Origin of the sequence: Pectobacterium jejuense (assembly GCF_026800125.1) — a bacterium.
Lineage (GTDB): Bacteria > Pseudomonadota > Gammaproteobacteria > Enterobacterales > Enterobacteriaceae > Pectobacterium > Pectobacterium jejuense.
Window position 1 is genome coordinate 227,962 of sequence record NZ_JAPQKX010000001.1, and the last position, 23,217, is coordinate 251,178.

Below are 23,217 nucleotides of genomic sequence, written 5' to 3' on the forward strand. Positions count from 1 at the left end.
TGCAATAAGCGGAGGATGTATGGCGAGTAGTTTGAAGTTGCCTTCAGCAAGTGAGCTAAGCGGCGTATGGCAATTGCGTGGCGGGGAACAGCAGTGTGAGGTTGTGCTGCACAATACGCCGTTAGTGGATAACACCTGGCGTCTTGAGGGGGATGCGCCGTGCTTAAAAGCGCTGCTGCCGGATGTGCCTGCTGGATGGCGGCCGACGCCAGACGGTATCACGCTGACGAAAGAACAGGGCCAGTCCGTGGCGTTCTTTAGCAAGGAAAAAGAGGGCTATACGCTGATATTGCCTGATGGCAGTGCACGTACGTTGCAGAAACAGCCCTGACAGGAGAGGCAAACGCAGTGAGTCAACTAGCAAATAAGGAACGTTCGTTGTTGAGTATACTGCGTCCTTTCCGGCGCAGCTTTTGGAGCATTGGGATTTTCAGCGCCATCGTTAATCTACTGATGCTGTCGCCTTCGATTTATATGCTTCAGGTTTACGATCGCGTACTGGCTTCAGGGAATGGCACCACGTTGTTGATGCTCACCCTGCTGATTGCCGGTCTGGGAATATTCATGGCGGCACTCGAATGGGTGCGAAGCCTGGTGGTCGTAAGGCTCGGTACCCGTATCGATCTACAGCTGAATCAGCAGGTCTTCAACGCCGCATTTGAGCGCAATCTGGAAGCTGGCGAGGCCAAAGCGGGTCAGGCGCTGAACGATCTTACGCTACTGCGGCAGTTTATTACAGGCAACTCATTGTTTGCCTTCTTCGATATTCCCTGGTTTCCCTTCTTTTTATTAGTGCTGTTTCTGATCCATCCGGTTCTCGGCCTGTTGGCGTTGGGAGGAACAGTGGTGCTGGTGCTGCTGGCATGGCTGAATCAGTATCTCACCACGTCGCCTTTGGAAGAGGCAAACCATGAAGCGCTACAGGCGACCCATCTTGCGGATACGCAGCTGCGTAATGCTGAAGTCATTGAATCGATGGGAATGCTGCCTAATTTGCGCCGCCGTTGGTTGGGGCAACACTACCGTTTTATTACGCTGCAAAATCTGGCGAGCGAACGGGCAGCAGTTGTCGGGGCTGCATCAAAACATGCGCGCATTTTTCTGCAATCGCTGATGCTCGGCGTGGGGGCCATGCTAGCGATTAAGGGCGAAATCACACCGGGGATGATGATTGCAGGATCAATTCTTGTCGGGCGCGTGTTGAGCCCTATCGATCAGTTTATCGGTATTTGGAAACCGCTGAGCAGCGCGCGGCAGGCCTGGTATCGACTCAGCCGTATCATGACGGCTTATCCGCCCAAGGCGGAGGCGATGGCGCTGCCTGCGCCAGTTGGCCAGCTTAGCGTCGAGAATGTGTTATTGCAGACGCCGCAAGGGGCATCAAGATTGCAGGATATCCATTTCTCGCTTCAGGCGGGAGAAACGCTGGCGATTCTGGGCGCATCGGGTTCGGGTAAATCCACGCTGGCACGTCTGCTGGTTGCGACGCAAACACCGACGCGTGGCAAGGTTCGATTGGATGGAGCCGATCTCAGTCAGGTAGATAAAACGGCATTTGGCCCGGCAATGGGCTATCTGCCACAGGATGTGCAGCTCTTTAAAGGCACGCTGGCGGAGAATATTGCCCGCTTTGGCGAGCATGATGCGGAAAAGATTGTCGCAGCGGCGAAGCTGGCTGGCGTCCACGAAATGATTCTGAGCCAACCGCAGGGATATGACACGCCGCTTGGCGCTGACGGCAACGGGCTGTCGGGCGGGCAACGGCAGCGTATCGCTCTGGCGCGTGCGGTGTATGGCGATCCCTGCCTGCTGGTACTCGATGAACCAAATTCCAGCCTCGATAACGAAGGCGAAATAGCGCTGGCGCAGGCGATCTCGCATCTTCAGAAGCGGGGAGCGACGGTGGTACTGATTACGCATCGTCCTGCATTAACCACGCTGGCACATAAGATTCTGGTGCTCAATCAGGGTAAGCAACAGCGATTTGGGCCTGCACGCGATATTCTGAACGAATTGCAGCCGCGTCGTGCCGCCAATCAAGCACAAATGACACCTGCTGCCGCTGTTCAACAGTAACAGGGAATGACGAATACAGGGAAAGACATGTCCGCATCAGAAATAAGTGAAGAGAGTATGAACCAGACGGCGCGGCGCGATGAAAAACGTGCTGTGCGTCTGGGGTGGTTGCTGGTGCTCGCCGGGTTCGGCGGTTTTCTCCTGTGGGCACTGTTTGCTCCGCTGGACAAGGGCGTCATGGTGAATGGCAGCGTCGTGATTTCCGGTAACCGCAAGGTTGTGCAGCACAATCAGGGCGGCATCGTCGATAAAATCCAGGTGAAAGATGGCGACAGGGTCGAGGCCGGTCAGATTCTGCTAACGCTGAATGAGGTCGATGCGCGTTCGGCGAGTGAAGGGCTGGATGGTCAGTATTTACAGCTGGTGGCGCGTGAAGGTCGTCTGCTTGCCGAGCAGCAGCGGCTGAGTGACATGGTGATGACGCCTCGCCTGCAACCGCTAGCGGAAAAACCGGAGATGCGCGTGATTACGGCATTACAGCGTGATTTACTGCACAGCCGTCAGCAGTCGCTCAAGCTTGAAGCGGAAGGAATGCGCTCAAGTATCGCGGGGATGGAGGCGTCGCTCAGCGCCCAGCGTCAGGTGATGTCCAGTAAGCAGAAACAGCGGGAAACGCTGGAACAACAGCTGCAAGGGCTGCGCTCACTGGCGGCGGAAAATTATGTCCCGCGCAACAAAATGCTGGAGAACGAACGTCTGCTGGCGCAGCTTAACGGCGATATTGCCCAGTTGGCAGGGGATATTAATCGTACCCGTCGTGATATTGAACAACAAACGCTGCTGATCGCCCAGCGCCAGCAGGAATACGACAAAGAAGTGAACAGCGAGCTGGCGGACGTGCGGGCACTGCTGAGCGATGTGGGTAGCAAGAAGGAAAAAGCCGATTTCAATCTGGCGAATATTCAGATGCGCGCACCCGTTTCCGGCACGGTGGTCGGGCTGAAAGTGTTTACGGAAGGCGGTGTGATCGCGCCGGGGCAAACGCTTCTGGAGATTGTGCCGGACGATCAGCCTCTCTTGGTGGATGCGCGCCTGCCCGTTGAGCTGGTGGACAAGGTCTGGCCAGGGTTATCCGTCGAGCTTCAGTTCGTCGCGTTTAACCAGAGCACGACACCGCGCGTGGCGGGAACGGTCGAGCTGCTGTCCGCCGACCGCCTGCTGGATGAGCGAGACGGTTCACCTTATTACAGCCTGCGTGTTCAGGTGGATGAGGCCGGGAAACGGGCGCTGGAGGGGCTGGAAGTCAAACCCGGTATGCCGGTTCAAGGATTTGTTCGTACCGGAGAGCGGTCGTTCGTCAATTATCTCTTTAAGCCTTTAATGGATCGCCTGCATCTGGCATTAACGGAAGAATAATCATGCAAAGGATCGCGATAATCGTGCTGTTTGGGCTGCTTTCTTCGGGGGCCAACGCATTAGGGCTGCTTGATGCCTGGGAATTGGCGCTGCGTAACGACGCTCAGTTTCGCGCGGCGGGGTTTGAGCATGCGGCAGGTCAGGAAGAGGAGACGATAGGGCGTGCCAACCTGCTTCCCAATCTCCAGTATGGCTATAACGCTAACCGCAGCCACTCCAAAGTCACCCAAACGGATAGCTTCACGGGTAACACGCTAAAACGTGATTACGACAGCTATACGTCAACGCTGTCGCTGCGCCAGCCGCTGCTGGACTATGCGGCCTGGGCGCGTTATCAGCAGGGCGTTGCCCGCACACTGATGGCCGATCAGCGTTTTCGCGATCGCAGTCAGGATTTGATGGTGCGGCTATATCAAGCCTGGAGCAGCGCGCTGCTGGCGCAGGAAAAGCTGCAATTGCTGGATGCACAGCAGCGGGCGTATCAGGAACAGCTAGTGCTGAATAAACGCCTGTTGTTGGCGGGCGAAGGCACGTTAACGGATGTGCGGGAAACGGAAGCGCGTTTTACGCTGATCGAAGCGCAGCGTATTGAGCAGCAGGACAATCTGGATGCCGCGATCACCGATCTGGAAAATATGACGGGGACGGCGCTGGATATCACGACGCTGTATCCTCTGGCGCTCACTCAACTGCCGTCTGCGGAATCAGGTAAGCAGACGCTGGCACAGTGGCGCGATCTTGCCGTTCAGCACAATGCCAAACTGGCGACGCAGCGTGAAGGGCTGGCGGTCAGCCGCTATGAAATTGAACGCAGCCGCGCCGGGCATTTACCCACGCTGTCGCTGGTGGCATCGTCGCGTAATAGCCGTTCCGAAAGCGAATACAACTACAACCAGAAATACGATACGCAGAGCGTCGGTTTGCAGCTGAATGTCCCGCTTTACGCTGGTGGCTCTGTCTCCGCATCTATGCGGCAGGCGGCGGCAGAATATCAGCAAAGCCAGGCGGAGCTGGACGATCAAACCAAGAAAACGTTGGCCGAATTGAAAAAGTACTACAACCTGTACAATAACGGGTCGGCGAAAATTAAGGCCTGGCAAATGACGGCCTCGTCGGCGCAAGAAGCGGTCAACGCCACGCGGCTGAGTGTTGCAGGCGGAGAACGTATCAATCTGGATATTCTGCTGGCCGAACAGGATTGGTATAACGCCCGGCGAGAGCTGGCGGAAGCGAAATACAGCTGGCTTCAGGCGTGGCTATTACTGCGCTATACCGCGGGTACGCTGAACGAGAAAGATATTCTGGAGCTGGCGGCCTGGTTTCAGCCTGCAACAGCGTCATTTGCCAACAACAAGACCATTCGCCAATAACAAGACCATCAGACACTAAAACAGATGATAAAAATCATATGCGGATAGTCGGTTATGATTTTTATCACCATAGAAGTCTACACACGTGTAACGTGAAGTATGGAAAGTAGAAAGGGATGACGAATAGAAATGGTTCGATTTTGTGTGATATCGCGCCTTAGTAATACTTAAACTCCTTTAAAATCATAAAACCCCCGCATTTTGCATAATGGCCTCCATTCTTATCAGGAGGCTTTATCGTGAAAAAAATCAAAAAACCGCGTCTTACCGGCTGGATTGTGACATCCGCTTTGCTCTTTGCTGTTATCGGGCTGATTTCACCGCAACAGCTTCCCGTCACCGTCTATAAGCTCTCGCTTATTTCACTCGCGGCGGTATTAGGTTATTGGCTGGATCGCTCGCTGTTTCCTAAAGCGCGCCCTGGTTTGTTCCTTGAACAAAGTGATGAACCTGTACCGCGTGGACGCTTCCCGGTTCGGGACGGCCACCACACCGTATTTGCCGCCGCGATGTTACGACGTGCGCTGATTGTGTCAGCCGTTTGCATCGGCGTAGCGATGGGGTTGTGATATGCGACACCTTCTCATCACGCTGCTTTTTAGCCCGATGCTTTTTAGCGCGACGGTCTGCGCCGACACGATCCCTCGTGCCGCGCAGGCGTACCGCAGTGATGTGATCCGCAGCGCACGGTTGGATTGGGGCATGAATGCCCCGATTGCTGACTTTGCGGCGCAGTTGCATCAGGAAAGCGGCTGGAATCCTCGGGCTGTTTCACCCGTCGGTGCGCAGGGGCTGGCGCAGTTTATGCCGACCACCGCCGACTGGTTTAGCGGTATCGTCCCTGAACTTCGGGCTAATCAACCGTTTAATCCCGCCTGGGCTATCCGCGCTCTGACGGGCTACGACCGCTGGCTGTGGACGCGTATCAGCGCCAGCAACGACTGCGAACGCATGGCAATGACCTTGTCGTCCTACAACGGCGGGCTTGGCTGGTTACAGCGTGATAAGCAACGCGCGAAGATCGCCGAGAAGGACATACTCCGCTGGTTTGGTCATGTGGAAACCGTCAATGCCGGACGCAGTGCCGCCAACTGGCGTGAAAATCGCCATTATCCCGACCGCATTTTGCATCAACTGGCACCACGGTATTTGAGCTGGGGGAGGGCGAGCTGTGTGGAATAGTCTGTTTCTCAATAGCCTGAAATCCTTTCTTTCTCCACGCGTAGTCGCCGTCCTGCTTGTCGTGGTGTTGCTACTCGCGGTCTATCTGACTGGCCGCAATCAGGGTTATCAACTGGCACAGGCACTGGGGGATGCCGAGCTGGCGAAACAGCAGGCAGCATTCAACTTGCTACAACAGCAGCAGGCCGAAACCCAGAACCAGCTACTCCGTGCGGCGGCGGAGCAATACCAGCAGCAGGTAGAGCGTGGGAATCAACTCGAACAGCGCTATGTCGCAGCACGTCAAAAACTGGCGGCGGATAACGCCGCTCTGCAACGGAAAATCGACCATGTTACTCAGCAATACATTGACGAAAAAGGCAAAGTTCAGCCTGTGCAGTGCGTGTTTACTCGTGGCTTCGTGCAGCACTACAACGCCGCTTTCGGTCTGTCCGCCGACGGTGCCTCAGACATTACCGCCGCTGCCCGCCGCACTGGCGCAGCGTCCGGTTTCGGCGCAACCGCTAACGCCGAATTACAGCCTTCAGACGTCTCCCAGCGCGATATTCTCGCCAACATCAGCGACAACGGAGAGCGCTATCAGGCGCTGAGTGCGCAGGTTAACGCGCTGCTGGATTACATCGAAGCGCTACAACAGGCAGGGGAGGTAACACATGAAGATTGAAGTGGAATTCTGGTCGCTGGTCGGCCTGCTATTGTCGTTTATGAGTTTCCTGTTTGCTGCCGGACGGATTCTGCTCACTCAGATTGAAAAGCGACTGAACGAGCGTTTTGCCGCCCTGGAAAATGCACGTCAGAAGAGCGAGCAAGGCTGGACGCGACTGGAGCGCGAGTTTCTGGAGTTTCGCGCTGATTTACCGTTGATCTACGTGCGACGTGAGGATTACATCCGTGGTCAGACGGTCATCGAAGCCAAGCTGGATGCGCTTTATAACAAGCTGGAGCTAGTGCAGCAGCGGTATTCAGGAGGCAATCATGGCTGATACGCCGCGTATCCGACAGGAATCGATGCGTTGGCACTTGCTTATCGCATTAAATAAAACGCGGCCTTACACCGCGAATGAAATGTTCCTGCTAGCGCTGATGCAGCGGCTGTATGCCGATGCCTCAGAGCCGGAGCTGCGTCACGCACTGGATTATCTGGCCGATCGCAAGATGGCGGTATTGACCAAGGAGGTGGGCGGCGTCTGGCTGGCGAATCTTACCCGCCTTGGTGTGGATGTCGTGGAATATGCGGTTGACTGTATGGTTGGCATCGCCCGGCCAGAAAAATATTGGGATCGGTAATCCCATCGCATGGGTTTCTCTTCTGTCTTTGCGCGTTATCAGTATCGTCATATTTCTTTGCGCCAGCACGGTTGTGTTGGCGTTTTTTTTATCGAAATAATTTTTATTTTTCAGTGTTTTATCCGTATTTTTTTCAAATACATCACTTCGCTGTTTTTTCTAAAACAGATTAAAAGCCGCAGCCAATCATTATCCGGATACTAGCGCCATCAACACGATGTGCCACCAAAACAGTGCGCCATTAACACAGCGGGTGAACGGATATGAATACCAGACCAATTATCGATGCGGTGATAGCCCGCCTCCAGCAGCACTTACCGGCACGGCGGATTGCGTCCTGCCCAGAAAACATTCTGCTTGGACCCGATCTCCTGACACCTGGCGATGTACTGGTGGGGTATCGCGGTTCCGAATTTTCCGCACCGGAAGATGCAGATTCTCCGGTTCAGACGCAGCGACCACAGCTGATGGTTGCCGTGCTGCTGCCGGCGCTGGATGGCGAAGACGGCGTGCTGGCCACGCTCGATATCGTCCGTCAGGCGCTGGGAGGATACCGACTGCCTGACTGTCATCGCGGTATTCGGCTAGTACGCGACCGCTACGTTGGTTACACCGAAGGACGCTGGCATTACGCCATTGATTGCACCATAGAAACCCTTTTTATCGAAGACCGCGAGCAGACGGATGGTCCGCTGCTTACCACGGTTAATTATGAGGAGAAAGACGCATGAAATACCGCTACACCGGCCCCGCCAGCGGCGTCACGCTGGCAGATGGTCAGGAAGTTCTGCTTTGGCCCGCTCAGGTGACTGAACTGCCGGCAGATCATGAGTACGTGAAAACGCTGATCGCGCTGGGCTATTTGCTGCCTGTCGCGGATCAGGTTCTGGCTGATAGCGCAACGGAGGTGACCCTTGGCCGCTAATTATTTACATGGTGTAGAAACAATTGAAGTTGAAACCGGTGCTCGTCCGGTGAAAACCGTCAAATCTGCGGTGATTGGGCTGATTGGTACGGCGCCGCAGGGTGCGGTAGATGACGTTACGCTGTGCCTGTCCGAAAAAGACGCGGCACAGTTTGGTAGCCAGTTCGGCGGCTATACCATCCCGCAGGCGCTGGATGCAATTTACGATCATGGTGCGGGTACGGTTCTGGTCATTAACGTGCTGGATCCGGCGAAACACAAATCGTCTGTGAGCGCAGAAAAAGTCACTTTTGACAAAGCGACCGGTACGGCGCAACTGGCGAACCGTGTGGTTGCCAAGCTGGTGCTGACGGCGGCAGAAGGCGGTCAGCCGTTTGTCGAAGGTCAGGACTATACGCTGGATGCACAAACCGGCGTACTGAAAAATCTGGGTAAAAACATCGATGTTACCGCTGTGGTTAGCGCGTCTTATGACTTTGCTGATGTCACGAAAGTGACTGCCGCCGACATCATCGGCAGCATCAACGCCGCGGGCAAACGCACCGGTATGAAGCTGCTGAACGATACCTACAACCTGTACGGCTTCTTTGCCAAGATTCTGATTTCGCCGGTGTTCTGTACGCAAAATAGCGTAACGACCGAGCTGATTTCGCTGGCCGACAAGTTGGGCGCGATTGCCTATATCGATGCGCCAATCGGTACCACCTTTGCGCAGGCGCTGAGCGGCCGTGGCCCGGAAGGCACGATCAACTTCAACACCAGCTCTGAACGCGCTCGTCTGTGCTATCCGCACGTAAAAGTGTACGACGCGGAAACCAACAGCGAACGTCTGGAGCCGCTGTCGGCGCGTGCCGCGGGTTTGCGTGCCAAAGTCGATCTGGAGAAAGGTTTCTGGTGGTCGTCGTCCAATCAGGAAATCAAAGGGATCACCGGCGTAGAGCGCCAGCTGTCCGCGATGATTGACGATCCGCAGAGCGAAGTGAACCTGCTGAACGAGCAGGGCATCAGCACCATTTTCAACAGCTACGGCTCCGGCCTGCGCCTGTGGGGCAACCGCACCGCGGCCTGGCCAACCGTGACGCACATGAAGAACTTCGAAAACGTGCGTCGTACTGGCGATGTGATTAACGAATCCATCCGCTATTTCAGCCAGCAGTACATCGATATGCCGATCAATCAGGCGCTGATCGATGCGCTAGTGGAATCCGTTAACGCCTACGGTCGCAAACTGATCGGTGATGGCGCGCTGCTGGGCTTCAAATGCTGGTTCGATGCCGCGCGTAACGAACAAACCGAGCTGGCGGCAGGGCACCTGTTGCTTAACTACAAATTCACTCCGCCGCCGCCGCTTGAGCGTCTGACCTTTGAGACGGAGATCACCTCGGAATACCTGGTAACGCTGGAGGGCACTAACTGATGGCCGGGAAAATTGAAGTAAACCGCATTACCAACGCCAACATCTACATCAATGGCGCCAACCTACTGGGGCGTGCGCAGGAAATCAAGTTGCCGGATGTCTCCATGATCATGCAGGAGCACAAAGCGCTGGGTATGGTCGGCAAGATCGAACTGCCTGCGGGCTTCGACAAGCTGGAAGGTGAGATCAAGTGGAACTCCTTCTACCGCGAAGCAATGCTGGCGGCGGCGAACCCTTACCAGTCGCTGGCGCTGCAGTGTCGCTCCAGCGTGGAACGCTACGGCTCTCAAGGCCGTATCGAAGAAGTGCCGCTGGTGACGTACATGACCATCATGTTCAAAAAGAATCCGCTGGGCACGTTCAAACAGCACGAAAACCCGGATTTTAGCAGCGCGTTCAGCTGTACCTACATCAAGCAGGTGATGAACGGTGAAGACCTGCTGGAGCTGGATTACCTGTCCAACATCTTCATGGTGGGCGGCGTGGATCAACTGAACAGCTATCGCGCCAATATCGGCGGTTAATTTATCTTCCAGGCCCGCCAGTGGGGCGGGCGTTTCTATCAATCAGTGAGGTGACGATGTCAGCAAAAGTATTTGATATTATCGACTTGGAAAATAATATTCATTTCCAGTGCCGTGAGGATGTCTACATTTTGGATGCAGGAGAAGAAGCGGGTTTTACTTTACCCTATTCGAGTCGTGCTGGTGCAGACCCGTCATCGGCAGCACGTTTGATTTCTGGTCAGGTCGATCAAAGTGATGGTTCCTATTTAGATGACAATCAGAAAGCGGCCGGCTTCTTTCTGACTGATACGTCTTACCCTATGAGCGACTGCGTTGTTCGCTTCTTTGCGGAAGAAGAACTGCCGCGTTAATTATCTGTATTCACATTATCTTAATTCAAGGGGCTTCGGCCCCTTTCTTATGCCTGCCGCTTTCGTTTTCTAATTCACTTTAAAATCGTTATTCCTCGCCGCACGCGATACTGCTCCCGACATTTACTAAGGAGCCGTTATGCACACTGAAACCTATTCTCTGCAATTCCCTTACACCACCTCCGCCGGTCAACGCGTGGAGTCCATTTCGCTCAAGCGTCTGAAAGTCAAAGACATCAAAGCGGTGAAAAAAATCAGCGATGACCCAAGCAACTGGGACGACGCGCTGCTGTCGCGCATGACCGGTCTGGTGCCGGAAGACATCGATGAGATGGACGCGCAGGACTATATGGCGCTGCAAAAACGATTTCAGCAGCTACTTGGGTTGGATAACGCAGCCGGCGCTGCTGTGGAAAGCGCAGGCTCTGCTGGCGAGGTGGTTTCGCTTTCAGCCGAGTGAGATTGATGCGCTGGAACTGGACGACTTTGAACGCTGGCTGGATGAAGCCAGCGAACAGATAAAACGTGAGAACGGTGAGGAAAACTGATTACTGACAGGATTAATTAGGCCACCATCCACCCAACCCGGCCAGCGATAAGGATGCTGGCCGCTTTGCTCCCTCACCACGTGTCTTCCTCCCGCTTATCACCCGTCCTTTTCCTCGTTTTATCCCCGGTTTGTGATGGGGAAACCACACTGGAGCGGCGCAAGCCGCCGTCTCCGATCCGCCCCGCAAGGGGCTTTTCTGAATGAGAGTGAACCGTGGATATGCTTTTAAACGGTGTCATGCTGGGCAGGGCGTTTGGCGCCACGCTGGATGACACAAAAAAATCGCTGCAGCCACTTAGCGATAAACTCAAACAAGCTGAGGAGTGGCAGCGTCTGTTTAATCAGTCGCTGGAGCGTTTTGGCAATGTCAGTTTGCGTAGCACACAAGTGACGTCCCAACTGAGCCAGTCACTAGGTAAATTGGTAACCAATCAGGAACGGCTGGAGAGTATCCAGTCACGTCAGGAAACGCTACGTAGCCGTCGGGGTGAACTCGCCGAGGATTTTCAGACTAAGCGTGCGCAGTTTGATTCTGTCATGAAGCCGATTGTGGCGTCGGTCACACGCTATGCATCGTTTGAGGCGCAGTTGCGTGGCATCAGCGTTGCTCATGGGATATCGAGTGAGCAAGAAAAATTGATGGGGCAGAAACTGCGTCAATCTTCTCAACAGGTGAACCAAAAGCCAGATGCATTGCTCGGTAGTGCCGGGCAACTGCTTGCTTACGGCATGTCACCGGATCAGGCAACGGATGTTGCGGCAGTTGTAGGTAAAACGTCAACGGCCTCTGGCGCGGCGCTGTCCGATCTTACTGCACTTTCGGCCACGTTAGATGACGTGTTTAACCTGAAAGGTGCTAAGGCGCTGGAGGAATCCTTCTCCCGGATGCTAGCGGGCACTAAACAGGGTTTCTCCATGGCGTCGATGACGCAATACGCGACTGCGCTAGCTCCGGGGTTTACGGCGATGGGGGCGACGGGCAACCAGGCGTTGAGTCAGTTGGTTTCCAGCCTGAGCGCGACAAAAGGCGCGTATACAGAAGCGAATACGGCTGCCCGGCTGGAGAGTTTCATGAATTCGGTGGGACGAACTGACATTGCCGACAGCTACTACAACGCGGGCGTAGATTATAACGCGTCACTAAAAAGCTACATGAAAGGTGGGTATTCACAGTACGACGCTGCGGTTCAGATTAGTAACCGATTCATCGACAGCAAAGGCAGTCAATTCCAGCAACTGTGGGATAAGGCCAGTAAAGCGGGCAACGTAGACGCACAGCAAAGTTTAATGCAGCGCTACGGGTTGCAGGAGGTATTCCGTACGCCAGAATCCGTGAATCATGCGATGTTGATGAAGCAGAACTGGCAGAGCTATCAAGCGAATCAGCAGGTGATGAACAGCCCGGCAGCCACGCAAACGCTGGGTCTCGACTTCGCCCGGCAGAATGACACATTGACCGCGCGCTGGAACCGAATGACAACGTCGTTGCTGAATATTGCGCTCAATGTGGGTGAAGCGTTGACGCCAGTATTGGTTTCTCTGAGTGATGCGCTGATCCCCATTTTGGAGCAATTGGTGACCTGGACGGCAGCGAACCCTGAACTGGTTCGCGGGATCGTGATGGCCGTGGCCGGTTTCTTCGCGTTCAGAATGGCGTTGAGCGGGGCGAAGCTGGGGATTACCACACTGTTATCGCCTTTACTGAGCGTTTGGGAAGGTATTTTGCAGGTTCAGCGTGGCTGGCAGCTGTTCAATGCGGGATTAAGAACGACCGGGGTGTTGCAAGGTATTGGAGGGATCTTGAGCCGGCTGGTTGGTGGAGCCGGAACATTAGGGCGCATTCTTGGTGGCGTGTTACGTAGCGGCTTGATGATGGCGGGTCGAGCAGTATTGTCGCTGGGGATTATGTTGCTGACGACGCCATTGGGGTGGGTGATTATCGCAGTTGGTGCCGCACTAGTTGGAATAGTTGGTTTGGTTTACAAATATCGAGACCAAATCAGTTCATTCTTTAGTCGCCACTGGTCTGATATCAGTCAGAGAGCTAAAGCGTTTTGGGCCGATCTCAAAAATGGCACGTCTGGAGGCGTGGCGGGTGTTCTCGCTGTTCTGGTTGATTGGTCGCCATTTGGTACGTGGTATTCAACCTGGGCTAAAGATGTTAATGAGTTAGGAAATAAGTTACCTGAACGTTTAAGTGAGGTGGGGCGACTATGCATTGATGCGTTTGTGAAAGCATTGTCGAATGAATTTCCGAAAGTCTCTGGCACTTTTAACAAAATGGCGGAGTTTATTCCTGATGGCGTTAAAGACTTTCTGGGTATGGGTTCAAAAACGGTGTCTGTAGAAGCCAGCGGTCAACCTGTGGCTGCCAGTGCTGTAGCCACGCCAGTTCTAAAACCCACGTCGGTATCTGCATTGTCGCTAGAACCAACCCCGCAACAGCGTGTTGCACTGACACCAACTGTCGGTGGAGCGAAAGGTAAGTTAGTCACCGCAGCCCCTTCCGAACGTGTTCAGGTTGCTTTCTCACCCACCATTTATCTCAACGGCCAGAAGGCCGCGCCAACGCCTGAAATGACGAAGACGCTGACGCTTAGCATGAATGAACTGGAAAATATGTTGAACAAGCTGCTCACTCAGCGTGAGCGCAGGGGGTACGCCTGATGTTTGCGGTATTAGGAAATATTGAATTTAAAGTGACCGCCTACTGGGACGGCTTTAATACGTCATTCGGTGCAGATTATGCTGAGCATGGCCGCATTGAAGGCAAACCTGGCCTGCAGTTCATCGGTGCGAAGCTGGACGAGATTACTATTAGTCTGGTGTTTCACAAGCAGTACTGCACGCCCGATGCGGAGCTGAAGCGGTTGGCTGAGGCGATGCGGGCGCATCAGGCAATGGCGTTAGTCTTCGGCAATGGGGATTATCGTGGCTGGTTTGTGATTACGGCATTGACCTCGACCAGCCAGCATACTGACGCGAAGGGCAACGTATTGGCCATGAATGCCGAGCTGACGCTGCGAGAATATATTGGCGATCCGAAGAATCCGCTCAAACCGCCGGCGATAGAGACCCCTGTTCCTAACGTCAGTGCCATCACCACGGCGGTCCAGAAAGTGAGCAATTTTTCAGCTTCCCTACGCACGGCTGTCACGTATGCCAAGAAGGCACAGTCTGCCGTTAAGGCGGCGAGAACCACCGTTCAAATTGTAAAACGGATGAAGAACAACCCCGAAACTGCGCTGTTGCAAATTCCCGGACTGCTAACGCAAGTCGGGAATGTATTGACGCCGTTAAGTGAGGTGGAACCGGCGTTTAAAAAAGCGGCAGAGGCCATATCTGATACGGCGGTTCAGGCAGAGAAGATGATGCCTGAAATTACAGCGGTTAATAAAGCGGCGAATGAAATGCTGAAGCAGGTCAAGCAAGTTGCCGCCTTGTTGCAGGGGGTCGACAGCAAAAATGTTATCGAGAAGCTGGAGGCCATCAGTAAACATGTTGAGGCCGCGAGCGACACCTTTAAAGGCGCTGAGCCTGCGCTGAGCAAACTGACGGCGGAAATCGTGAAGAGGGTTGAAGCATATGCACCTTGAACATATCACTACACAGGGCGAACGCTGGGATACCTTGTCCTACCTGTATTACGGCGATCCGCTCGGCTATCCGCGGATCATTGCGGCTAACCCGCATATCCCCATCGTGCCGCTGTTGCCATCGGGTGTGGTGGTGCTGATTCCGATTATTGAACAAGCAGAGGCCAGTAAAGCGAAGGACACCCCACCATGGCTGCGTTAACGGAAGAACTAACCCTGTCCTCTCCTGCGGTGTCGGAAGTACTGCAACCGGCGTTCACACTGTGGTATCTGCAAAAGGATATTACCAATGATATCGCACCGTATGTTACCAGCGTGACGTATACCGATAGCATCAAGAATGAATCGGATTCGATCGAGGTCAGGCTCGATGATACTGATGGCCGCTGGATGGATAAGTGGTATCCCGGTACGGGCGATACATTATCGCTCAAGCTAGGCTATCTCGGTGAAATGCTGTTTGACTGCGGTACTTTCTCGATTGATGAAATTGAGGTTAGTGCGCCGCCGAGCGAAGTAGTGATTCGCGGCGTCGCGACATCGGTCAATCGTGCGTTGCGAACCAAATCAAATCGCGGTTTTGAAGATACGACGTTAGCCGCGATTGCGACACGTATCGCGAAAAAGCATCAGTTGATGCTGGTAGGGAAGATTCAAATCATCAAGATCGATCGCGTTACGCAATATGCGGAAACCGATGTCGCTTTTCTAAAGCGGCTCGCCAGTGAATATGGCTATGTCGTGAAGGTGGTCAGCGACCAGCTGATTTTTTCCCATCTGGCGACGCTGCGCAATCAGGCGTCTGTTCGACAAATTAAGCCAACGGACGTCGCGCGTTTTTCACTGAGCGACACGATCAGTCACGTCTATAAAAATGCCAAGACGAAGTATCAGAAAGGGAGTGAAAAGAAACTGATGGTTTATGAAGCCAACGGTGGCGCGAACAACGAAATGAAGCCTGCCGGTGCTGAGACCAGTGCGGATACGTTGAAAGTTAACGTGCGCGCGGCGGATGCTTCTGGAGCGAGGATGAAAACGGATGCCGCATTGGATGCGCACAACGAAAAGCAACAAAAGGGGTCGATGACGCTGATGGGCAGCCCACAGTTGGCGGCGGGTAATAAAGTGGAGTTGGTGTCGTTCGGCCAACTTTCCGGCCATTGGTTGATCGAATCGGCTCGCCATGCTCTGGAACGTGGCAGTGGCTACACCACGGAGATTGGGTTGATTCGCGGGCCAATTACGGCGGGCAAGCGGAAATCGGACGGCGGAAAAACGTTGGTGACTTACCACCCGGATGGCAGCCAGACTACACAGACGGTCAAGAGTAAAAAGGATATAGGGTTATGAGTTTATCTCGTCGAATTGGCACGATAAGCGCGGTGGATGAGGTTCGTGTGATGGTGCGCGTTCGTTTACCGGAGTGTGACAATCTGCGTACGGCCTGGCTACCGGTATTACAGCGTAATACGCAGAATAATAAGGATTACTGGTTGCCGGATATTGGTGAACAGGTCGAGGTTCTGCTGGACGGCAACGGCGAAGATGGCCTGGTGCTAGGGGCGATTTACTCTACCACAGATGTGCCAACGCTGGCAGATAAGGACAAAAGGGCGGTAACGTTCGCTGACGGCGCGCATATTGAATACGATCGCCGGACGCATACGTTAACGATCAACGGCGGCGTGCAGCATATTGCGATTAGCAGCGGGACTGACGTGGTGGTTAACGCTCAGCGTGTCACTATTAATGCGCCAGAAACGACGGTGACTGGCAAGCTACTGGTGCAAGGGCAACTCACCTACGAGAGCGGGATGTCCGGTTCCGGCGGTGCCTGCCTCAGCGGTGATGTCAGTATCTCCGGCAACGTCAGTGCCAGCGGCAGCGTCATGGATGCTGGCGGCAACTCTAACCACCACTCGCACTAGCGTTTTCCTAAACCGCTTTAATATTCCTTCCTCTCACCGGGGGCGACAATAGCCCCCTATGAAAACTCAATCTGTTTTTTGGCAACCGGCGCTGCAACGTTCTGGCGACATCGTCGAAGGAACGGCAGATATCATGCAGGCGATTCACATCATCCTGCGGACACCCTGCGGCAGCGACCCACATCGGCCTGACTTTGGTAGCAATCTACATTTGTATCTCGATTATCCGATCGAACGTGCGATCCCGCATGTCGTTAGGGAATCGGTAGAAGCGATCAAACGATGGGAACCTCGCTGCCAGCTACTGGCGGTTAAACCTTCTGTGAATGGGGCTCACCTGACGCTGCACGTTAGCTGGAAAACCGCTAACGGCGCGACACAGACCACGGAGTTGTTATGGCGCTGACAGAACCCAATTTTATTGAACGCGATGCGGCGAAGATTACCGCCGAAATGATCGCGAAATATGAAGCTGATTCGGGGAAAACACTCTATCCGGCGCAGGCCGAACGCCTGCTGATTAACCTCTTTGCCTACCGGGAAACTTTATTGCGTAGTGCGGTTCAGGAAGCCGCCAAGCAGAACCTGGTTGCGTTTGCTCGTGCACCGATGCTGGATTATCTGGCAGAACTGGTCGGCGTCTACCGTTTGGCGGCGCAGCCAGCGCGCGCAGAGCTTCGCTTCACCCCTGAAACGCCGTTAGTCAGCGATCTGCTGATTCCTGCGGGCACTCGCGTTAGTGCGTCAGACAGCGTGATTTTCACCACTGACAGCGATGCGCTGCTGAGAGTGAATGGCAGCGGTGTCACCGTGCTGGCGACCTGTACCGAAAGTGGCGATGTGGGCAATAACTGGCTGCCTGCTCAGATCAGTACGCTGCTAGATGGGATTGGCGACAGCGATTTAAGCGTCATCAATATCACCAAAAGCAGCGGCGGTTCCGCCGAGGAAGATGACGATCGCCTGCGTGAACGTGTTCAACTGGCACCGGAATCGTTCAGTACGGCGGGATCGAAACTAGCGTATCGCTTCCATGCGATGCGAGCACACCAAAATATTGTCGATGTGGCGGTGATGTCGCCCGAACCGGGCGAAGTGGTGTTGTATCCGTTGCTCAGCACTGGCCTGCCGGACAGCAGCATGCTTTCGCTGGTGGAAAGTTTTTGCTCCGACGAACAGGTGCGCCCACTGACGGATTTTGTTTCCGCCAAATCACCCACGCAGGTGGATTACGCCATCAGCGCCAAATTGACGCTGTTTAACGGCGAACAGGCTGGCGTCGTTCAGGCCGCTGCAGAAAAAGCGGTGCAGGCCTGGGTTGAAACCCGTACTGCCACTCTGGGGCGCGATATTGTCCCAAGCCAGATTATCGCTACGTTATCCATTCCTGGCGTGTATCAGGTGGAGCTCGTTTCGCCGTCACTGATGGTGCTGGATGACAGTGAATGGGCGAACTGTACGGGCATCAATGTCAGCGTCGTCGGGGTGTCGAATGGCTGATTCACTGCAACTGCTGCCACCGCCGTTGGCGGCTGATGCCAGCTTTCGTTCGCTGGCGGAGTTGGCTGACCGCTTTGATGACATCGATCTGAATGCTTTGCTGATTTATCTGATCGATATCACTGACGGTAGCGTGTTGCCTTGGCTGGCAGAACAGTTCTCGTTGTTTGGTGACGGCTGGGAATTGGCTGAGTCGGATGACTCCAAACGTGCGCTGATCAAGGCCGCTATCGATCTGCATCGCAGCAAAGGTACGCCCTGGAGCATTAAAGAGATCATCCGCCGCTTTGGCTTCGGTGACAGTACGCTGATCGAGAACATTGGCCGCCTGAGCTACGACGGCGAAACCACCTACAACAACCTGTATGTGTACGGCGATAAAGCCGCGTGGGCGGTTTATCGCGTACTGCTAAAACAACCCATTACCAACGATCAGGCCAACATGCTGCGCAATACCATTGGGATGCTTGCTCCGGCGCGATGTCATCTGGCCAGCATCGAATATTGGGCCGTGCCTATCCGCTATAACCGGACAGCAACATACGACAGTAACTACAATCATGGGAGCGCTTGAACATGGCGAATTTGTCAGAGAACCCACTATGGGTTGACGGCATTTATCAAATAGAAACGTCAGATCCGGTCGCAGGTGGACCGGACGGTGTTTCAAACCGACAGGCTAAAGAATTGGCCAGTCGTACCAGCTACTTGAAAAAAGAGCAGGAAAAAATGGGCAGCGATCTGGCAACACACGCCGTCGCCGCCGATCCGCATCCGCAATATGCACCGAAGGCGAGCCCTACCTTCACCGGCACACCGAAAGCGCCAGCACCTGCAACTGACAGCAATAGTCAGCAGGTGGCGACGACGGCATTTGTGCGCTCGGTCGGCGCGACGAAACTGGCGAAAGACCAAAACGGTGCGGATATTCAGGATAGAGAACTATTTAACCGCAACCTGGGCTCATCGCGTGCATACAGCTCCTCGATCCCCATCGGAGGAAGTGCCGGTTTATGGACAACCTCTGAGTTTATTGGCTGGTTAGAAAGTCAGGGCGCCTTTATTCATGCTTATTGGGTGTGTCGTGGTTCGTGGTCGTACACCCACAATAAAATCATCTCTGATACAGAGTGTGGTCAGATACCACTGGCTGGCTCTGTTGTTGAGGTTATGGGGCAAAACGGTGCCACGACAATCAGGGTGACAACACCGTCAACCGCGCCAGGTGGGCTTAGCGACTCAGCGAATGCACAATTTACTTATATCTATAACGGGTTTGATTATTCTCCCGGTTGGAGACGTGATTACAATACGAAGAATAAACCGACAGCAGCCGATATTGGTGCGTTATCAGAGAAGGCCGTTGCTCAGGCGGCGGCAAAGTTGGCGACTCCGCGTACGATCAACGGGGTACCGTTTGACGGCACGGCTAATATTACGCTGACTCCCGCAAACCTCGGTTTAACCGAAACCGTGAATCTTGCTGCTGCGGCATTACCAAAAGCCGGCGGCGTTATGTCAGGCGGCGTTCGTTTAGGCGGTAATCTCGACCTGCCTGTGGAAACACGCATTACAGGAATGTTCCCGGATAATACCTATCGTGAAATGCTCTGGCTTGCATCTGACAAAACTATTCAGGTTGGTGATATAAATAGTGAGATTGCTATTAGAACGAAAGGCTCACTCAATATTTTAGTGAAGGATAAATGGCACCAGGGATACCATACAGGGTTTAAACCGACTGCAGCTGATGTTGGCGCTATAACAAAATCAGATGCTGACAATAATTATGTTCGTCAGGGTTCATTGGGCGTTATTTATAAAAACGATGACCTTGCATGGAATAGTCCGACAGGTGCCTACCTGAAAGATAATGGAGGCTATTCATCTCTTATCTGGCATATGGGATTAAATACGGGTTCTGCATCTTCAGCCCAATTTCATTTCGGTTATTCAAATAGTGGTTTGATGTATCGGAGTTCCCGTGACAATAGCGGTTTTGAAAAACCATGGGCGCGTATTTATAGCGATCAGGATAAACCGACGGCTGCTGAAATTGGGGCATTATCTCTCAATGAAGTTGTTGGTATCCCTATGCCCTGGCCACAGATAACCGCTCCTTCTGGTTGGCTAAAGTGTAACGGGCAGGCTTTTGATAAAAATATCTATCCACTTTTAGCACAGGCTTATCCATCAGGAAGATTGCCCGATCTTCGTGGTGAGTTTATTCGTGGCTGGGATGATGGGCGCGGAGTGGATATGGGCCGTGGATTATTTTCAGAACAGAGTGATGCAATCAGAAATATAACGGGAAGTCTCCTTTACGGGCATGATGCTGATGTTACTGCACCGACTAAAAACTCTTCATCGGGGGCTATGTATTACGATTTAAATGAGAAGCTCTACGACAGAGATAATTACTTAACCCTTACTAATAACACGGTGACAAATTCATGGTACCCCGCGAAATTGGATGCCTCCCGTGTTGTACCAACGGCAAACGAAAACCGTCCTCGCAATATCGCATTTAACTACATCGTGAGAGCAGCATAATGAAAAATTATTCTATTGAAGTGAAAGCAGCAAAAATGAATGAATCAGGGTTCAGCGCTCAGGCGGGTTGGATTACTGTTTATCAGGTTCATCCAGTCAGCCGAGAATATATCGGCGCTAATTATGAATATTTGCCGGTTGGCGTGGGTATTCCTGCTGATAGCTACATTGATGTTCCTGAAATTCCTCCTGCTGATTTGGCATTGCGCCGTTCTAATGATGGCTTGAAATGGGAACATGTACTGGATTATCGCGATCAGAGCGTTTACAGCAAAGAAACCCGGCAGGTACAGGTGGTGACACAGTTAGGTGAACTGCCAGGTAACATGACGCTATTAAAACCCGCGACGGAGTTTGACAAGTGGGATGGAAACACATGGGTCACTGATGTTGATGCGCAACGTGCAGCAGCCGTCAAAATAGCACAACAGGAACTGGCATCACGTAAAACTGTCGCATCGTCACGCATTAATGAACTGACGTATGCAATTAATTTGGATATTGCGACAGACGAAGAGAAAACAGCGCTGGTAGAGTGGAAAAAATACGTTGTATTGCTAAGTCGTATTGATATTTATTCAGTGGATATTAGTTGGCCAAACTCGCCAAATCTATAACTTACCTGTTATCGATATTTATTATATTCGAAAGAAAAGATATAACCTTGATTATAATTATGCGAGAGCTTATTAATGGCTAATTTATCAGAGAACCCACAATGGGTTGACGGCATTTATCAAATCGAAATGTCCGATCCGGTCGTCGGTGGGCCGGATGGCGTCTCAAATCGACAGGCTAAAGAATTAGCCAACCGTACCAGTTATTTGAAAAAAGAACAGGAAAAAACGGGCAGCGATCTGGCGACACATGTCGCCACCGCCGATCCGCATACGCAATATGCACCGAAGGCGAACCCAACCTTCACTGGCATGCCAAAAGCGCCAATGCCAGCAGCAGACAGCAATAGCCAGCAGGTTGCAACTACAGCGTTTGTGCGCTCAGTCGGCGCGACGAAATTGGATAAAGACCAAAATGGTGCGGATATTCTTGATAGAGAGCTGTTCAACCGTAATCTGGGGTCATCACGTGCATACAGTTCCTCGATCCCGATTGGCGGCAGTGCCGGTTTATGGACAACGGCTGAGTTTACTGACTGGTTAGAAAGTCAGGGCGCTTTTGTACATGCCTATTGGGTTTGTCGTGGCTCGTGGTCATACTCCCACAATAAAATTATCTCTGATACCGGGTGTGGTCAGATACCATTGGCTGGCTCCGTTGTTGAGGTTATGGGGCAACACGCTGCAATGACAATCAGGGTGACGACGCCTTCAACAACGCCAAATGGGCTGAGCGATTCCGCTAATGCGCAATTTACTTATGTCTATAACGGCTTTGATTATTCTCCTGGCTGGCGACGTGATTACAATACGAAGAATAAACCGACTGCGGCTGATATTGGGGCATTACCCGAGAAGGCGGTTGCTCAGGCGGCGGCAAAACTTGCAACCCCCCGTACTATCAACGGCGTGCCGTTTGACGGTACCGCTAATATTGCGCTGACTACGGCCCACCTCGGTTTGGGGGAAACGGTAGATCTTGCTGCTGGTGCTTTGTCAAAAGCCAAAAACGGTGCGGATATTTCCGACAAAACAGCATTTTACAGTAACGTGTCATTACGTGGAACGCTGGGTAACGGTATGGCATTCGCCAACTGTGATAGAGCAGGTGACTATGTTGTGATGATAACCGATCCCAATACTGTTTCTGATATGCCGACGTATAAAGGTCAGAAACTGTATGGATACGGTGTACTACATATCTCTCGGCGCGATAATTTTGTCGGACAAGAATACATCAATCATAGTGGAGACTATGCCTGGCGACAGAAATGGGATGATGGTGTTTATGCGCCGTGGGTGATTGCACTAAGTTCATCTCGCGTACCGACAGCAACCGATGTAGGGGCATATACCAAAGCAGAGACAGATACCCATGTCGCCGCTGCAATTACAACCGCTAATAATGCCGCAACGGAAGCCGCGAGTGCCAACGCTAACGCTAATGGTCGCGTACCGTCCGTGCGCAAGGTGAACGGTAAAGCATTGACAGCAGATATCACGTTAACGGCGGATGATGTCGGCGCTATGCCTGCAAATTCATCTGGTACGAGAATATGGGTCTCAGGTGAATACACTCCTGTAATAAACACACCAATCGTGGTATCTCATGGACTGGTTAATATCAATCCTTTGCACTGTCGTTGCGATGTTTTGGTTAAATGTATTGTTGCTGAAGGTGAATACCGTGTAGGCGATTTTGCTATTAACCCTATGACGCTTTTTATACAAAACAGCGTCGGGCATCCTTACTCGTTATTGCCTGCATTGAGTACTAGCACTATTCAGTTGAACATGATGAATAATCTTGTTGCGTCATTCAAAAGCAGCACAATAGGTAATCAGAAATTGAATACTGACTACTGGCGTTTCATTTTTCGCATTTTTTACTAATTTTTATAAAAATCGTGCCCATAATCATTGGCGTTATAAATTATGGAACGTGGGGCCCACCTACAGCAAGATGGAGATGGTGGGTTTTTT

At 52.9% G+C, this 23,217-nt stretch carries 27 protein-coding genes; all 27 read left to right on the forward strand.

Going from position 1 to position 23,217, the window contains the following annotated elements:
- The first annotated feature begins 19 nt into the window (after nucleotides 1-19).
- The 27 genes from NXT09_RS01000 (at nucleotide 20) to NXT09_RS01130 (ending at nucleotide 23,127) form a co-directional block, all read left to right on the forward strand.
- Nucleotides 20-331, forward strand: a complete 312-nt coding sequence (locus NXT09_RS01000) for a protease inhibitor Inh/omp19 family protein (protein ID WP_138255449.1) — start codon at nucleotides 20-22, stop codon at nucleotides 329-331.
- A gap of 17 nt (nucleotides 332-348) precedes the next feature.
- Nucleotides 349-2,076 (forward strand): type I secretion system permease/ATPase, encoded by a 1,728-nt coding sequence (locus NXT09_RS01005; RefSeq protein ID WP_268578549.1) that lies wholly within the window; start codon nucleotides 349-351, stop codon nucleotides 2,074-2,076.
- Nucleotides 2,077-2,103: 27 nt separating this feature from the next.
- A complete protein-coding gene (locus NXT09_RS01010) occupies nucleotides 2,104-3,432 on the forward strand; it encodes an HlyD family type I secretion periplasmic adaptor subunit (RefSeq protein WP_268578550.1) in 1,329 nt (442 codons plus the stop codon).
- A 2-nt stretch (nucleotides 3,433-3,434) separates the two neighbouring features.
- Nucleotides 3,435-4,802: a TolC family outer membrane protein gene (locus NXT09_RS01015; protein ID WP_268578551.1), complete on the forward strand. Its 1,368-nt coding sequence runs from the start codon at nucleotides 3,435-3,437 to the stop codon at nucleotides 4,800-4,802.
- A gap of 239 nt (nucleotides 4,803-5,041) precedes the next feature.
- A complete protein-coding gene (locus NXT09_RS01020; RefSeq protein WP_268578552.1) occupies nucleotides 5,042-5,371 on the forward strand; it encodes a putative holin in 330 nt (109 codons plus the stop codon).
- 1 nt (nucleotide 5,372) lies between these two features.
- On the forward strand, nucleotides 5,373-5,984 hold the full coding sequence (locus tag NXT09_RS01025; protein ID WP_219678315.1) for a transglycosylase SLT domain-containing protein: 612 nt from the start codon (nucleotides 5,373-5,375) through the stop codon (nucleotides 5,982-5,984).
- Complete coding sequence (locus NXT09_RS01030) at nucleotides 5,974-6,648, forward strand: hypothetical protein (RefSeq protein WP_268578553.1); 675 nt, start codon at nucleotides 5,974-5,976, stop codon at nucleotides 6,646-6,648. The genes NXT09_RS01025 and NXT09_RS01030 overlap by 11 nt, the downstream gene beginning before the upstream one ends.
- Nucleotides 6,638-6,967: a hypothetical protein gene (locus NXT09_RS01035; protein WP_010281034.1), complete on the forward strand. Its 330-nt coding sequence runs from the start codon at nucleotides 6,638-6,640 to the stop codon at nucleotides 6,965-6,967. The genes NXT09_RS01030 and NXT09_RS01035 overlap by 11 nt, the downstream gene beginning before the upstream one ends.
- Entirely contained in the window at nucleotides 6,960-7,271 is a 312-nt protein-coding gene (locus tag NXT09_RS01040) for a hypothetical protein (protein WP_268578554.1), read from the forward strand. The genes NXT09_RS01035 and NXT09_RS01040 overlap by 8 nt, the downstream gene beginning before the upstream one ends.
- Nucleotides 7,272-7,534: 263 nt before the next feature.
- A complete protein-coding gene (locus tag NXT09_RS01045) occupies nucleotides 7,535-8,002 on the forward strand; it encodes a Gp37 family protein (RefSeq protein ID WP_268578555.1) in 468 nt (155 codons plus the stop codon).
- Nucleotides 7,999-8,196 carry a hypothetical protein gene (locus NXT09_RS01050; RefSeq protein WP_268578556.1) on the forward strand — a complete coding sequence of 66 codons (198 nt, stop codon included), beginning with the start codon at nucleotides 7,999-8,001 and terminating at the stop codon, nucleotides 8,194-8,196. Before NXT09_RS01045 ends, NXT09_RS01050 begins: the two co-directional genes overlap by 4 nt.
- Nucleotides 8,186-9,613: a phage tail sheath subtilisin-like domain-containing protein gene (locus tag NXT09_RS01055; RefSeq protein ID WP_268578557.1), complete on the forward strand. Its 1,428-nt coding sequence runs from the start codon at nucleotides 8,186-8,188 to the stop codon at nucleotides 9,611-9,613. The genes NXT09_RS01050 and NXT09_RS01055 overlap by 11 nt, the downstream gene beginning before the upstream one ends.
- The gene (locus tag NXT09_RS01060; RefSeq protein WP_268578558.1) at nucleotides 9,613-10,137 is read left to right on the forward strand and encodes a phage major tail tube protein; all 525 of its coding nucleotides are present in this window, start codon (nucleotides 9,613-9,615) and stop codon (nucleotides 10,135-10,137) included. Before NXT09_RS01055 ends, NXT09_RS01060 begins: the two co-directional genes overlap by 1 nt.
- A 56-nt stretch (nucleotides 10,138-10,193) precedes the next feature.
- A complete protein-coding gene (locus NXT09_RS01065; protein WP_039499429.1) occupies nucleotides 10,194-10,490 on the forward strand; it encodes a 2Fe-2S iron-sulfur cluster-binding protein in 297 nt (98 codons plus the stop codon).
- Nucleotides 10,491-10,629: 139 nt separating this feature from the next.
- Nucleotides 10,630-10,950 (forward strand): phage tail assembly protein, encoded by a 321-nt coding sequence (locus NXT09_RS01070; protein WP_010294908.1) that lies wholly within the window; start codon nucleotides 10,630-10,632, stop codon nucleotides 10,948-10,950.
- Nucleotides 10,895-11,038: a GpE family phage tail protein gene (locus tag NXT09_RS22520; RefSeq protein ID WP_306417430.1), complete on the forward strand. Its 144-nt coding sequence runs from the start codon at nucleotides 10,895-10,897 to the stop codon at nucleotides 11,036-11,038. Before NXT09_RS01070 ends, NXT09_RS22520 begins: the two co-directional genes overlap by 56 nt.
- A 221-nt stretch (nucleotides 11,039-11,259) precedes the next feature.
- A complete protein-coding gene (locus NXT09_RS01080) occupies nucleotides 11,260-13,707 on the forward strand; it encodes a phage tail tape measure protein (protein ID WP_268578883.1) in 2,448 nt (815 codons plus the stop codon).
- Nucleotides 13,707-14,636 carry a phage tail protein gene (locus tag NXT09_RS01085; RefSeq protein ID WP_268578560.1) on the forward strand — a complete coding sequence of 310 codons (930 nt, stop codon included), beginning with the start codon at nucleotides 13,707-13,709 and terminating at the stop codon, nucleotides 14,634-14,636. The genes NXT09_RS01080 and NXT09_RS01085 overlap by 1 nt, the downstream gene beginning before the upstream one ends.
- Complete coding sequence (locus NXT09_RS01090) at nucleotides 14,626-14,838, forward strand: tail protein X (RefSeq protein ID WP_268578561.1); 213 nt, start codon at nucleotides 14,626-14,628, stop codon at nucleotides 14,836-14,838. Before NXT09_RS01085 ends, NXT09_RS01090 begins: the two co-directional genes overlap by 11 nt.
- Entirely contained in the window at nucleotides 14,826-15,986 is a 1,161-nt protein-coding gene (locus NXT09_RS01095) for a phage late control D family protein (protein WP_268578562.1), read from the forward strand. The genes NXT09_RS01090 and NXT09_RS01095 overlap by 13 nt, the downstream gene beginning before the upstream one ends.
- On the forward strand, nucleotides 15,983-16,564 hold the full coding sequence (locus tag NXT09_RS01100) for a phage baseplate assembly protein V (protein WP_268578563.1): 582 nt from the start codon (nucleotides 15,983-15,985) through the stop codon (nucleotides 16,562-16,564). Before NXT09_RS01095 ends, NXT09_RS01100 begins: the two co-directional genes overlap by 4 nt.
- A 58-nt stretch (nucleotides 16,565-16,622) precedes the next feature.
- Complete coding sequence (locus tag NXT09_RS01105) at nucleotides 16,623-16,970, forward strand: GPW/gp25 family protein (protein ID WP_039273098.1); 348 nt, start codon at nucleotides 16,623-16,625, stop codon at nucleotides 16,968-16,970.
- Nucleotides 16,961-18,064: a baseplate assembly protein gene (locus tag NXT09_RS01110; protein ID WP_268578564.1), complete on the forward strand. Its 1,104-nt coding sequence runs from the start codon at nucleotides 16,961-16,963 to the stop codon at nucleotides 18,062-18,064. The genes NXT09_RS01105 and NXT09_RS01110 overlap by 10 nt, the downstream gene beginning before the upstream one ends.
- Nucleotides 18,057-18,638, forward strand: coding sequence for a phage tail protein I (locus NXT09_RS01115; protein ID WP_268578565.1), 582 nt, complete (start codon nucleotides 18,057-18,059; stop codon nucleotides 18,636-18,638). Before NXT09_RS01110 ends, NXT09_RS01115 begins: the two co-directional genes overlap by 8 nt.
- A gap of 2 nt (nucleotides 18,639-18,640) precedes the next feature.
- Complete coding sequence (locus NXT09_RS01120) at nucleotides 18,641-20,617, forward strand: phage tail protein (protein ID WP_268578566.1); 1,977 nt, start codon at nucleotides 18,641-18,643, stop codon at nucleotides 20,615-20,617.
- Nucleotides 20,617-21,234 (forward strand): tail fiber assembly protein, encoded by a 618-nt coding sequence (locus NXT09_RS01125; RefSeq protein ID WP_268578567.1) that lies wholly within the window; start codon nucleotides 20,617-20,619, stop codon nucleotides 21,232-21,234. Before NXT09_RS01120 ends, NXT09_RS01125 begins: the two co-directional genes overlap by 1 nt.
- 75 nt (nucleotides 21,235-21,309) lie before the next feature.
- Entirely contained in the window at nucleotides 21,310-23,127 is a 1,818-nt protein-coding gene (locus tag NXT09_RS01130) for a hypothetical protein (protein ID WP_268578568.1), read from the forward strand.
- The last annotated feature ends 90 nt before the right edge of the window (nucleotides 23,128-23,217 follow it).

Bases quoted from the DNA above. Each gene is read 5' to 3' on its own strand.
- NXT09_RS01035 (WP_010281034.1), top strand. From the start codon at position 6,638: ATGAAGATTGAAGTGGAATTCTGGTCGCTGGTCGGCCTGCTATTGTCG.
- NXT09_RS01095 (WP_268578562.1), top strand. From the start codon at position 14,826: ATGGCTGCGTTAACGGAAGAACTAACCCTGTCCTCTCCTGCGGTGTCG.
- NXT09_RS01125 (WP_268578567.1), top strand. From the start codon at position 20,617: ATGAAAAATTATTCTATTGAAGTGAAAGCAGCAAAAATGAATGAATCA.
- NXT09_RS01050 (WP_268578556.1), top strand. From the start codon at position 7,999: ATGAAATACCGCTACACCGGCCCCGCCAGCGGCGTCACGCTGGCAGAT.
- NXT09_RS01060 (WP_268578558.1), top strand. From the start codon at position 9,613: ATGGCCGGGAAAATTGAAGTAAACCGCATTACCAACGCCAACATCTAC.
- NXT09_RS01000 (WP_138255449.1), top strand. From the start codon at position 20: ATGGCGAGTAGTTTGAAGTTGCCTTCAGCAAGTGAGCTAAGCGGCGTA.
- NXT09_RS01100 (WP_268578563.1), top strand. From the start codon at position 15,983: ATGAGTTTATCTCGTCGAATTGGCACGATAAGCGCGGTGGATGAGGTT.
- NXT09_RS01040 (WP_268578554.1), top strand. From the start codon at position 6,960: ATGGCTGATACGCCGCGTATCCGACAGGAATCGATGCGTTGGCACTTG.
- NXT09_RS01045 (WP_268578555.1), top strand. From the start codon at position 7,535: ATGAATACCAGACCAATTATCGATGCGGTGATAGCCCGCCTCCAGCAG.
- NXT09_RS01115 (WP_268578565.1), top strand. From the start codon at position 18,057: ATGGCTGATTCACTGCAACTGCTGCCACCGCCGTTGGCGGCTGATGCC.
- NXT09_RS01130 (WP_268578568.1), top strand. From the start codon at position 21,310: ATGGCTAATTTATCAGAGAACCCACAATGGGTTGACGGCATTTATCAA.
- NXT09_RS01110 (WP_268578564.1), top strand. From the start codon at position 16,961: ATGGCGCTGACAGAACCCAATTTTATTGAACGCGATGCGGCGAAGATT.
- NXT09_RS01120 (WP_268578566.1), top strand. From the start codon at position 18,641: ATGGCGAATTTGTCAGAGAACCCACTATGGGTTGACGGCATTTATCAA.
- NXT09_RS01065 (WP_039499429.1), top strand. From the start codon at position 10,194: ATGTCAGCAAAAGTATTTGATATTATCGACTTGGAAAATAATATTCAT.
- NXT09_RS01085 (WP_268578560.1), top strand. From the start codon at position 13,707: ATGTTTGCGGTATTAGGAAATATTGAATTTAAAGTGACCGCCTACTGG.
- NXT09_RS01105 (WP_039273098.1), top strand. From the start codon at position 16,623: ATGAAAACTCAATCTGTTTTTTGGCAACCGGCGCTGCAACGTTCTGGC.
- NXT09_RS01010 (WP_268578550.1), top strand. From the start codon at position 2,104: ATGTCCGCATCAGAAATAAGTGAAGAGAGTATGAACCAGACGGCGCGG.
- NXT09_RS01025 (WP_219678315.1), top strand. From the start codon at position 5,373: ATGCGACACCTTCTCATCACGCTGCTTTTTAGCCCGATGCTTTTTAGC.
- NXT09_RS01080 (WP_268578883.1), top strand. From the start codon at position 11,260: ATGCTTTTAAACGGTGTCATGCTGGGCAGGGCGTTTGGCGCCACGCTG.
- NXT09_RS01015 (WP_268578551.1), top strand. From the start codon at position 3,435: ATGCAAAGGATCGCGATAATCGTGCTGTTTGGGCTGCTTTCTTCGGGG.
- NXT09_RS01090 (WP_268578561.1), top strand. From the start codon at position 14,626: ATGCACCTTGAACATATCACTACACAGGGCGAACGCTGGGATACCTTG.
- NXT09_RS01070 (WP_010294908.1), top strand. From the start codon at position 10,630: ATGCACACTGAAACCTATTCTCTGCAATTCCCTTACACCACCTCCGCC.